We start from the raw sequence: 11351 nt of genomic DNA on the forward strand, positions 1-11351 counted from the left end.
GTCATGAGCAAGCAACCAGCCAAGAAATCCAAGGCTCCTAAAGTTTCCCTGCCTGGACGTCTGCTGTTCAACGTCACCCGTGCTTATGTGCCCAAAAAATGGGAGGGGCGGGACCGCATGGCCGCCACGCTCAACAATAAGGCGGCGGAGAAAGCCTGGACTCACTCCCAATTTAAAGCGAAGGTGGGTTACCAGGTTGAAACTGTCACTTTGCCCCAAAGCGTGGCCTATTGGCTACAACCAGAGCGCTTAGCCGTACAATATGACCTCCTCGATGTGACCACGCACCAGGTGGGCCAAAAATTTCCAAGGCAGATTCGGGCGATTTTGCACCTGCATGGTGGAAGTTATGTCTTCGGTCTGTCTTGGCAATATGTCCAGGCAGCTTACGATTATTCGGCGGCTGCTGGTGGGGTGCCGGTTCTGACTTTGGACTATCGCACCGCTCCACAGTTCCCCTACCCGGCAGCGCTCAATGACGCGGTGGATGCGTTTAACTGGCTGGTAGCGCAAGGTTTTGCCCCCAGTCAGATTGCGGTGACCGGCGATAGCGCGGGTGGCGGCTTAGCCTTGGCTTTAGCTCTAAAGTTGCGGGACGAGGGCGCGGATTTGCCGGGGGCGCTAGTATTGCTGTCACCTTGGACTGATTTGCTGGCCGAGGGCGCCTCGTACCAGGTGAATGCGGGGATTGACCCGATTTTTGGTACGGCAGATGGGCAGCCGGGCCATTTCCCAGTGGGGGAGTTTTATGTCGGGAAGGCCAACCCTGCCGACCCTTATATTTCCCCGGTGAATGCAGACTTTACCGGTCTGCCACGCACCATGATTTTGGCGAGCCGACACGAACTGCTTTTCTCGGATGCGGTACAAGTAGCTAGGGCAATGCGTTCTGAAGGAGTGGACGTAACGTTCCACAGTGCCCAAATGATGATCCACGTGTGGCCGGTGTTCTTCCGTTTCTTGCCTGAATCGAAAGTGGCTTGGCGTAAAATTGGCGATTTTTTTTAGTTAAACTATAATTTAATTTAGTTTTATTAACCTTTTACTTAGGGATTCTATTTAGCTAGGGGTTCTGCCCTGCTCACTGGAGAGAACCGGATCTGCTCAGTTATCTATCCCAGGCTGGTAGCGCTGGTATTTACTTAGTCTCGCTAGCTAGTAGAAGATCAGGTTAGGAGTGAATTCGTGGAAGAAATCGCGGCAACGGTTGCAGAGTTTCCTAGTTTGGCAGCACGCTTATGCCTGAATGCTTATTATCCGCAGTTCCATTTTGAGCGCTGTTTGCGGGTGAATATTGCGGATTTTTCCGTTGATAATCCGGTTTTGGCCTTTGGTGATGCCACTTTGCGGTTCAAAGTTGCTTCGGATTCGGATGGTTTAGTCTATTGGACTTTGACGCAACCTGATGGGATGGATGTGCGTCGTGATTCCTTGAGCTTACTGCTAAGGAAACTGCGCGAAGAGTCCATTCCAGAAGAAGATTTTCCAAAAGCGCTGAAAGAACTTAGCTGGTTAGAACAGGAAGGCTCCCGGGCATCAAAAGTTAAACTCTCAGATAGCTTTCCGCTAACTGACTCCACCCCGATTGCAGCCGGATATTTCTATCGAACTGCCGCAGGCTATGTCGAGGACGGAGACACCCTGCTAGAAGTTTTATCTTTAGCCTGCCCCAGAGGAGAAAACTTCTGGTTCGGGCAGCATAAGCTCACAGAGCTTAGAAACGAGATGATTAACTACCCTGAAAATGACGAAAAGAAAGCAAAGGTGCGGAAGAAATACCGTGATCTTTTGTTCAGCCAGCAAGGTTTCCGTCGCATCTCAGATTTTGATCCCGACGGCTTTTTAGCAGACCTTGACGAGCGTCATTGGGGATTCCTCTTTCTTGACCAGACTGGTGGCAGCATTGAGCAAGAAGCGATGTTTGATGACACCTTGCACCCTGTTTATCTTGAGTTTCCCGGGACCAAATTCAACCCGGCTGAAGACGAAGTACTGCTTCTTTTAGTTGATCGGCAAGCTTCCACTCTACTGCGGGCCTTACCCCTTCTGCTTACTTGGGCTAGTCGTCAACTATTGGGTGAAAAGGTAGAGTTCTATCCTTTGAAGCCCAGTAAGAAGCAGAAAATTTCCTTACCAACTGAACACCTTAAGTTTTATCGCAAGATCAGTGATGCGGGCTTTAACCAGTTATCTTTGACGGTCAAAACCGACAAAGACGGCCTGATGAAAGAGGTCTGCCCGAAACTGAAATGGCGTTAGGAGGCTTCCGTAGGTGCATAGGTGGCAGCCGCTTCCTGAGGGGAAAGCCGCTTTCTGAACTCGCGTTAAGCCGCGTCCTGAGGGGAAAGCCGCTTTCTGAAGGGGTGTTAAGCCGCGTCCTTAAGAGGCGTTAAGCTGCCCTACCGACCTTACGCCCGGCGAACAGAATCCCGTGCTTAGGAGCGAACAACCAGGTCAGTAAGAAAATCGTGGTAGCGGTGAGCACGATGGTGGCACCGGTGGGAATGTTAATCGCCCACGAAAGATACATGCCAACTAGCGCACTGATTGCTCCCACTCCAGCGCCCAAGGCCATCATGGTGGGCAGCTTATCGGTTAACAAGCGTGCCGTTGCTGCAGGAGTCACCAGTAGTGCCAGCACCAGAATGTTGCCGATGGTGTGGATCGAAATCACGACTGCCACGGTCACCAAGAAATAGAGCACAATGTCCAGAGCCAGCACAGGTAAACGCTGTACTTTCGCCATTTCGCGGTCCAAAGAAACCGCTACCAGTTCCTTATTCAAAAGCAAGGTAATCCCAATGACGAGGACGCCCGCCACTGCCACATTCACAATGTCTTGGCGGGAAACACCGGTGATGGAACCGAACAGGAAGGACTGCAAGGAACCCGAATAGCCGGGGGCAAAAGACATCACCACAAGACCGAGGGCGAAAGCCGCGGCAAAGAAAATGCCGATCACAGAGTCTTCTTTAATCCGTCGATTCTGAGAAAAGAAGGCCACCAGCAAGGCAGTAATTGCCCCAGCCACCAAACCGCCAACCAAAAGCGAGCCCTGCAAAACGAAAGCAACTGCCAAGCCAGGGAAAACACTGTGCGCTACTGCGTCACCAATAAAGGCCATGCCACGCAAAACCACATGCGTGCCAATGACTCCGCAGATCACCGCGGCCATCACCGCCACTACAAGCGCCCTCGGCAAGAAAGAAAGCAGTGGATTGAACAGGTCTTGAATGAAATCAATCGGAGTTAACACTTCACGGCTCCTAACTGGGCCAATAGGGGCGACTTTTCACTAACTTGGAAGGTATCCATCCACACCTGCGGGTCCTTCAGCTGGGCAGGGGTGCCGGTGGCAGTAATCTGCCCTCTAAGCAAAGCCACCTGGTCGCAAGTGACTAACGCGTGTGTCAGATCATGGGTGGTCATCAGCAAACTTGTCCCCTCGCTAGCTAGCTTTTGGAACAATAAGGTAAGCAGTTCCTGGGTGGGCATGTCCAAGCCGGTAAAGGGCTCGTCCAACACCAAAATCGCCGGGTCAGTGACCAGCGCCCGCGCAATCAGAATGCGCTGCCGTTGACCACCTGAAAGTTCTTGGATCGGGCGATCAGCAAATTCACGCATCTGCACTCGTTCCAACGCCTGATAAACCGCCTGCCAGTGCGGCAAACGCGGGTGGCGAAAGTAGCCAAGGCGACGAGTCAAACCCGAAACCACTAGCTGAGCCACACTGATCGGAAAATCCCATGCCACGTCCTGACGCTGCGGCACATAACCAAGCAGATCGGCTGCCTTGGCACCACTTTGCCCCTGCACACTGATAGTGCCAGCCACCGGCTTAATCAAACCCATCATGGTGCGCAACAGGGTGGTTTTACCAGCCCCGTTCGGTCCGAGCAGCCCAAAAAGCTGCCCCTTTTCCACCTGCAGGTTCACGTCGGTGAGGATCTGCCGGCCCGAAAGCACCACCTTCAGGTCACGAATATCGAGAACGACTTCGCTCATGCTTGCCCGTTCTCGAAGGAAGCTGCCGCCGCGGCCTGTTCAGCCTTGCGGGCTTTTGCCCGGCTCACCCCGAAAACAATCAGAGCCAAAGCCAAAACTGCCATGCCGATGCCGAAAATAATCTGGCTGATCGGCCAGCCTGCTTGCGCTGGCGCCTGCGCAGCTTGCGCCCCACCCAAGGTCTGGTCCTTTTCCGCGCTCATAGGTTCCGCGGTCTTGGCCACCCCAGTGCCAGGCTCGGTAGTGGCAACGGGAGCCTGGGCATCAGGCGCTGGGGTCGCTGCTGGGGCGCCCTCGGTGCTTTGTGCTGGAGAGTTGGCTTGTGGCCCACCCTTACCAGCCAATGAGGCAGACAAATCGGCGGGCATGGCTGGAACCTCACCAGGCCACTTTTCGGCCATCGCTTGCTGGGTCGAAACCTGTTCCGGGTTACCAACGGCAAAACGCAAAACCTTGGTTTGGGCAAAATGCTGGCCATCTTTACCCTGTGCCGAAGCGTTAATCGCCATCAGGTAGACACCCGGCTGATTAAACACCCAGGTGGCGTGAGTATGAGTATTCAAATCAACCCAGATCGGCTGCGGCCCAGTCGTAGCCTTGTTCCACAAGACGATCGGCTTTGAGAAGTTGCCAGATTCAAGGTAAACACTGACATTTGCCGGGCCCTGTGCCCCTAGGAAAGTCAGGTTCACCCCAAGATTAACTGCCGCGACGACCTCGGGAGACTGAGTATTCCAGCCCAGCCAAGGCACGTTCGGAATCTGAGACTGAGGAATGACGTGGACCGGAGCTCCTGCCTTCGCGCCGGTAAACGAGTATGCTCCGTCCTCGGGCACGTTCATCATGGCGGCCTGACCGACCCGGAAAACTACCTTGTCGAGGTTACGCCACACCGGCTTATCGCCCGAATCGTCACGCACCAACATTTCCCACTTGCCGTTAATCAAACGAGGGCCAATGTCCATGTGGCCGGCAGCAATCTCTACCGGTTCATCCGAAACCTGCTCGTCGCTATTGACCGTCTGGTCCAATTCATCGGCGCTAGCCGCCGGGGCGGGAAGCAAAGTCAGTGGAGCCAGCACCAAGGCAAAAAGGGTCAAGACCCAGGCGAGCGCGTGCCGGCCTCGGCCAGCTTGCGGGGGAGTGGAAGAGAATCGAGCCATGGTTTGCATTACTTGCCTCCTAGACATTTGCGTAGCGAATCGGCGTTAAACCGCATTAAGTCAATGTATGTGGGCACCTGGTTATCCAGCGTGTCCGAATAGAGCGGGCAAACCTTGGCGCCCGCATCGGCTGCCACCTGCGTCAGTTCGGTATTGCGGGTGGCCAAATATGGTTCGAGGAAAACTGCCTGAACACCGAGGTCGCGCATGGTCCGAGCCAAACGAATTCGGTCCGCCACGCTCGGCTCCTGCCCCGGGTTAGGCGAAACGAAACCAGCCACTTTCAAACCATATGCGTGTGCCAAATAGCCATAAGCATCGTGGGTGGTCACCAGCGTGCGACGTTCGCGTGGAATCTGGTCAATCTGCGCCCGCACGTACTTGTCGACCCCATCGAGGCGACGAATGTACTCCTCAGTATTACGCGCATACTGGCTGGCCCCAGCCGGATCCACTTGCATCATGGTGTCGCGAATCGAAAGGGCAAAAGCCTTCACGTTCTTCACGTCATGCCACAAGTGCGGGTCAATTTCACCGTGCACATGCTTGCCGAGGACGGCCTGCGCCAACAGGTACACCTGCGCGCCAGCATGCCCCAAGAAACGGTATTGGCTACCCGCGGGAATCAACTGCAAAGCCTTCGGGGGCACCACAATCACAATCTGGTTAGGATCCAAATCCTTCTGGGTGTACTCGCCGCCGCCCTTCGGGTCAGTAAACAACGTGATCTTTTTCGTGTTCGTATCGGCAGTAATATCAACGTGCCCGGCGTCGACAATCTGGCGGTCCTTAGTGCGCGGGTCCGAGGACGGATCCACCCCCACCGCAAAAGTGATGGTCGCTTGACCCACCTCAGACTGGGTAAAACCCTTGCCAGCCTTCTGGGTGGCCACCAAGTCCAACTGGTAGATACCTGGCTGGTCGAAAGCCCAAGAAACGTGAGTGTGAGCCCCAATCGGTAAATGCGCAGACGGGCTATTTTCGCCCGTGGCCGGCGGGTTCTTTTCGCTTCCCTGGAAGTAGATTTCGGGCTGACCAAAAGCCCCGGTGAGGAACCCGGCGAGTTGGCCCGGGCCGCGAACTGCCCGGGCCCGCATGGTCAACTCGCTACTGCGATCTTTCGCTTCGCCGCGGGCTCGCAGGCCCAACCAAACCGTATCGAGGGAAGCGTCCTCGATCAGCGGAATGACTTCGGCGAAGTGGCGGGTAGCGTCCTCGGCCAGCGCCACATTCGGGACGCCTGGACGCAAGTTGGTGTCGATCGCTTTAATCAGCGAATGTTCCTCGAGCATCATGTAGTTGGTGAATGCCGCGTCGGCGTACACCACGGAACGGATTGTGTGCAAAGTTGGTTCGTAGGAGTGCGGGTCTGCTCCTGGGGGGACGAGGGCGGTAACATCCGCCCGGTTGCCAGCTACATTGCGGGCAATATCAGCCAAAATGGCGGTAGAAGTAACTACTTGGGGGCGTTTAGCGGTGCTTTGTTCGCTAGATTCTGGTGCGCTTACTCCCGCCGAAGCGGTAACCCCATTCTGGTCTGTGGTGGCCGTTTGGGTGGAGGCAGTTGATTTAAAAGCTTGCGGTAGCACTAGGGCAACACAGATAACGGCGGCTAAACCCGCCCAAAGCCACCAGTGTCGCCAAATGCTTCGCATAAACTTCCTACTTAGCTGAAAAGGAACAAAAAGGTTTGCTTCCCTTGTTGAGAAGGCGATGACATTAGCCGAAAAAGGCAAAGTCACCACCCATTACCGCTAATAGTATAAATAATCATTCTTATTTAGCAAAGTGCGAGCCACCCTAAGTGGACGCGATTACACTTACAAATAAGGTGTGAGCAAAGCAATAATTAAAGTGGAAAATCAATTTTCACACGATTTTCCACAGGTTTTTGCTTAGGTTGTGGACGTGTTAACAACCCTGTGGATAGAATCTGTGGATAACTTGATTAATTTTCAGGTTTACATGGTTGTCTATCTCGGGTTTTCAATTTGCCAAGATTCGGAGAGGTTGTCCTTCAAGTTAAAGTTCGGCTTTAAGTATTGTTGGTAGTGGCTTAATTTCAAGGAAAAGTCGAAGTTTGGGTCAGAAGTGAAACTTTAAAGTGTGAATAGTTTGCAAGATAGTTGCGCGTTAGTCGGCGTTTTGCGCAATCGCTCTGCAACTATCCACAATCAAGCAGAAAAACTGTGGATAACTACGGTTTTTGGCTTTTAGCTGTGGATTCTTGGGGAAAGCTGTGGAAGTTAGTTGGATCTTGTGGATTGTTGCTAAGCCCAAGTGGAAAATGGATATTGAATCGTACCTTAGAGCCCGGCGAGTGGCCGAGGTGGTTCCATTGTGGCGAGTCCAGGTCGGCAGGTGACCGATAATCCTTTTTCAGCCACGAACTTCGCAGCCTGTTCACAAATTGGTTTAATTTCTTCCTGAGTGGGCAAAGGACGATTATTTTCGGGAGTGCCGGTGAGCTCACTGTACGGCTGTTTATCGTCGTTCTCGTGCTCTTTTAATACTTCTTCAAGTTTCGGGTCGATCGTTAGATCAAGACCTTCAATAATCATGTCAGGTGCTGCTTCCATGATTTGCGGGTGCTTTTCTTTCAAAGCCGCAGCCACTTGTTGCATGGTTTCCATAGAAACTTTACGTGGGACTAACCGAATTCGAGCAGATGGGTTTTGTGCCAAAAACTGCTTGAGTTCCTTTACCGCTGGAGCATCTGGGTGTACCACGTACATGTCGAAGTAACTGTAGTCTTCAGCGAAAGCCATGCCAGCAAAGTCTTGATCGTTGTAGAAATCAGTAGCTTTTTCAATCAGTACTTCTTGGGCTTCATTATTAGCCATCCCGGTGGTGTTCTTGTAGGTGCGACCAAGTAACCCTTCGGTCGGGTCAATAATGGTTGGTTCACCGGCTTTAAAAGGAACGGGTAGACCAGTCCCTTTCAATGAGGGCTCAGGCTGTAATCCGTCGCTACCCTCGCTAGTAGCATTGCTACTGACGGTAGGGGCTTGGCTGAAAAGCTGTTCCGCGGTGCTTCCTTCTGGAGAAGAGGCATTGGTTGAATCGGGCGAAGTTGAGCAGCCGGCTAACGCCCCTAATGCGATGGCAACTAGGGAAGCGGTAACTAAATATTGACGCGACAAAACGATTCCTCAATCTCTCAGATGCGGAAAGAACACGCTATATCCTAACAGTTTTAATCGCTGTGTCGGCCAAAAAGAGGGTGAACCCACAACAATTTTCCCCAGAAAACTGAATGTATCCTCGGCCTCGATAAAAGCCGACGTAAGCTACAAATTAAGTAAGTTGAAACTGCCAACCGATCGGCACGGTCTTTCTACCCAATTTCCCTGCCAAACTAGCGATTAGTTGCAGGTTGTGAAAAGATATCCACATGCTCAGACCCGATGGTAACTTGACCCTCGATTTGGACCCGGTAGAAAAGCGTCCTCAGGATGCCTGCGGGGTATTCGGTATTTTTAGTCCCGGCGAAGAAGTCGCCCGTCTTACCTACTTTGGTTTGTATGCGCTACAGCATCGTGGCCAGCAGTCTGCAGGTATTGCCTCATCTGATGGGCAAACTATGCTGGTGTACAAAGATATGGGTCTGGTGTCGCAAGTTTTTGACGACCAGGCCCTTTCTGCACTCGCTGGCCGGCAAGCGATCGGTCACGTTCGCTATGCCACCACTGGTGCTTCGGTTTGGCAAAATGCCCAGCCGACCTTGGGACCCACCCCAACCGGTACTCTCGCCCTCGCCCATAATGGCAACCTGGTCAATACTGCGGAACTTAAAGAGCTGCTAGCCGATAAGCCTAATCTTGGTGGCGAGTTCTGGAAGGGTGGCACCTCAGATACCGCAGTGATTACCGCACTTTTAGGTTCAGCTGACAACATTTCGGAAGAAGAGTTGGCGCCTTTGCGTTACGTGCCCACTCCTAAACTGCCTGCCGAGGACGAGGCGGGCTCGCAAAATGCCCCGCTAATTGCGGCCGCCTTGAAAATTCTGCCGATCTTACGTGGAGCTTTCAGCCTCGTCTTTATGGATGAAGGCACTTTGTATGCTGCCCGTGATACTCACGGTTTGCGCCCACTAGTTTTGGGTCGGACCGAATCAGGTTGGGCAGTGGCCTCTGAAACGGCCGCCCTCGACATTATCGCGGCCACCTTCGTGCGCGAAATTGAACCAGGCGAGCTTATTGCCATCAATGAGCAGGGCGTCAAGACCTACCGTTGGGGCGAAAGCAAGCCTCGCGGTTGCGTCTTCGAATACGTGTATTTGGCGCGTCCCGACACCGAAATCTCGGGGAAGTCGATCATTGTTTCGCGTACCGAAATGGGTGCCACACTGGCACGAGAACATCCAGTCGAAGCCGACCTCGTCATGCCCACTCCAGAATCGGGAACGCCCGCAGCGATCGGTTACGCCCAAGAGTCCGGCATTCCGTTCGGTCATGGGGTGGTGAAGAACTCCTATGTGGGACGTACCTTTATTCAGCCTACCCAGACAATCCGTCAGCTAGGTATTCGCCTCAAACTCAACCCTCTGCGTGAAATCATTGAAGGTAAGCGCCTAGTAGTTATTGACGATTCCATTGTGCGCGGTAATACCCAGCGCGCTCTCGTCCGCATGCTGCGTGAAGCGGGAGCCAAGGAAGTGCATGTGCGAATTTCCTCGCCACCGGTGCTTTGGCCATGCTTCTTCGGCATCGACTTTGCCACCCGGGCGGAACTAATCGCCGCCTCGATGGACACTGAAGAGATTTGTCGCTCCATTGGGGCCGATTCGCTCGGCTATCTCAGCCTTGAAGGCATGATTGCGGCCAGTGGACAAAGTGAAGATCGCCTCTGCACAGCCTGTTTCAGCGGAGATTACCCAATGGCTCCGCCCAAAGATGCCGCTAGCCTCGGCACCTGCTAAAACCAAAAGAAAATTATTTGGGGGCCGACCCGATCGGGGAACCGCCCTCGGCCAATAACTTAATATCAAACCAACCCGCCACTCATTCCAAGGAGAAGTCATGGCCCCCGAAAAGAACAGCTACGCGGCTGCCGGTGTCGATACCGAAGCTGGCGATCTAGCCGTCGAACTAATGAAAGGTGCGGTCGCTCGTACCCACAACGAAAATGTTTTTGGGGGACAGGGTGGCTTTGCTGGCATGATCGATGCCAGTGAATTGCGTAACTACAAGCGTCCTTTGTTGGCTACTTCGACCGATGGGGTGGGTACCAAAGTGGCAATCGCCCAAGCCATGGATGTACACGACACGATTGGTCAAGACCTAGTCGGCATGGTGGTTGACGATATTGTGGTGGTTGGGGCGAAGCCGCTTTTGATGACCGACTACATTGCCTGTGGTCAGGTAAATCCACAGAAGATCGCTGACATTGTCCGTGGTGTGGCTGAAGCTTGTGCGCTGATTGATACCCCATTGTTGGGCGGCGAAACTGCGGAACATCCCGGTTTGATGGGCCCGGACGACTATGACGTGGCAGGTGCTGCAACCGGTGTGGTCGAGGCCGATCAGGTCCTGGGTGCTGGTCGCGTCCAGGTGGGGGACCGTTTGGTTGCTCTTGCTGCATCCGGCTTGCACTCGAACGGTTACTCTTTGGTGCGCCATATCGTGAAGCAACAGGGTTGGGATTGGGATCAGGAAATCCCCGAGTTCGGTCGCGCCTTGGGGATGGAACTCCTGGAACCAACCAGGCTTTACACCAAGGTCTGCCTTGAAATGCTACAAAAATTTGGTGCCACCCAGTTCCATGCTCTCTCCCACATCACCGGAGGGGGCCTGGGAGCTAACATCTCCCGTGTGCTTCCTGCTGGGGTGGCAGCCATGGTTAACCGTGGCAGCTGGGAAGTACCCGCAGTCTTTAGTGTGCTTGCCGAGGCCGGTGGCCATGACTGCGTAGATCTAGAAGATACTTGGAACCTCGGAGTGGGCATGGTCGCGGTTGTCTCCCCAACGATTGCTGACGAAGTTATTTCCATGTCACAGGATGCCGGAATCCCAGCCTGGGATCTGGGCGAAGTGGTACCTGATGCTGAGCCAGCTGCCGAGGAAGGTGCCCGTCGAGTGCAGGGAGCAAAGGGCGTCAATGCTGGTGCTGCCGTTCTTCATGGAGCCTATCGGCTGAGCTGATTTTTGTTAAGTCATAAAAGACTAAATACCTAGAAATAGT

The 11351-nt window shown here is 53.6% G+C and carries 9 protein-coding genes; 4 read left to right on the forward strand and 5 right to left on the reverse strand.

Going from position 1 to position 11351, the window contains the following annotated elements; translation table 11 throughout:
- Positions 1-3: 3 nt before the first annotated feature.
- Positions 4-1008 (forward strand): alpha/beta hydrolase fold domain-containing protein, encoded by a 1005-nt coding sequence (locus BK816_RS00715; RefSeq protein WP_071163464.1) that lies wholly within the window; start codon positions 4-6, stop codon positions 1006-1008.
- Between the two features lie 177 nt (positions 1009-1185).
- On the forward strand, positions 1186-2259 hold the full coding sequence (locus tag BK816_RS00720; RefSeq protein ID WP_071163465.1) for a hypothetical protein: 1074 nt from the start codon (positions 1186-1188) through the stop codon (positions 2257-2259).
- Positions 2260-2389: 130 nt separating this feature from the next.
- Here BK816_RS00720 and BK816_RS00725 read toward each other — a convergent pair whose 3' ends face one another.
- The 5 genes from BK816_RS00725 to BK816_RS00745 form a co-directional block, all read right to left on the reverse strand.
- Complete coding sequence (locus BK816_RS00725; protein WP_071163466.1) at positions 2390-3256, reverse strand: anchored repeat-type ABC transporter permease subunit; 867 nt, start codon at positions 3254-3256, stop codon at positions 2390-2392.
- Positions 3250-4005: an anchored repeat-type ABC transporter ATP-binding subunit gene (locus BK816_RS00730; protein ID WP_071163467.1), complete on the reverse strand. Its 756-nt coding sequence runs from the start codon at positions 4003-4005 to the stop codon at positions 3250-3252. Before BK816_RS00730 ends, BK816_RS00725 begins: the two co-directional genes overlap by 7 nt.
- A complete protein-coding gene (locus BK816_RS00735) occupies positions 4002-5177 on the reverse strand; it encodes a choice-of-anchor M domain-containing protein (protein WP_071163468.1) in 1176 nt (391 codons plus the stop codon). Before BK816_RS00735 ends, BK816_RS00730 begins: the two co-directional genes overlap by 4 nt.
- Positions 5177-6823: an anchored repeat ABC transporter, substrate-binding protein gene (locus tag BK816_RS00740; RefSeq protein ID WP_083378958.1), complete on the reverse strand. Its 1647-nt coding sequence runs from the start codon at positions 6821-6823 to the stop codon at positions 5177-5179. Before BK816_RS00740 ends, BK816_RS00735 begins: the two co-directional genes overlap by 1 nt.
- A 651-nt stretch (positions 6824-7474) precedes the next feature.
- Positions 7475-8311, reverse strand: coding sequence for a hypothetical protein (locus BK816_RS00745; RefSeq protein WP_071163469.1), 837 nt, complete (start codon positions 8309-8311; stop codon positions 7475-7477).
- 251 nt (positions 8312-8562) lie between these two features.
- Here BK816_RS00745 and purF point away from each other — a divergent pair, with 251 nt between their 5' ends.
- Together purF and purM are read left to right on the forward strand one after the other, a co-directional pair.
- Entirely contained in the window at positions 8563-10089 is a 1527-nt protein-coding gene (gene purF / locus BK816_RS00750; RefSeq protein ID WP_071163470.1) for an amidophosphoribosyltransferase, read from the forward strand.
- 100 nt (positions 10090-10189) lie between these two features.
- Positions 10190-11311 (forward strand): phosphoribosylformylglycinamidine cyclo-ligase, encoded by a 1122-nt coding sequence (gene purM, locus BK816_RS00755; RefSeq protein ID WP_071163471.1) that lies wholly within the window; start codon positions 10190-10192, stop codon positions 11309-11311.
- Positions 11312-11351: the final 40 nt, after the last annotated feature.

Origin of the sequence: Boudabousia tangfeifanii (assembly GCF_001856685.1) — a bacterium.
In the GTDB taxonomy this organism is placed as follows: Bacteria; Actinomycetota; Actinomycetes; order Actinomycetales; family Actinomycetaceae; genus Boudabousia; species Boudabousia tangfeifanii.

Bases quoted from the DNA above. Each gene is read 5' to 3' on its own strand.
- BK816_RS00715 (WP_071163464.1), top strand. From the start codon at position 4: ATGAGCAAGCAACCAGCCAAGAAATCCAAGGCTCCTAAAGTTTCCCTG.
- BK816_RS00730 (WP_071163467.1), bottom strand. From the start codon at position 4,005: ATGAGCGAAGTCGTTCTCGATATTCGTGACCTGAAGGTGGTGCTTTCG.
- BK816_RS00735 (WP_071163468.1), bottom strand. From the start codon at position 5,177: ATGCAAACCATGGCTCGATTCTCTTCCACTCCCCCGCAAGCTGGCCGA.
- BK816_RS00740 (WP_083378958.1), bottom strand. From the start codon at position 6,823: ATGCGAAGCATTTGGCGACACTGGTGGCTTTGGGCGGGTTTAGCCGCC.
- purF (WP_071163470.1), top strand. From the start codon at position 8,563: ATGCTCAGACCCGATGGTAACTTGACCCTCGATTTGGACCCGGTAGAA.
- purM (WP_071163471.1), top strand. From the start codon at position 10,190: ATGGCCCCCGAAAAGAACAGCTACGCGGCTGCCGGTGTCGATACCGAA.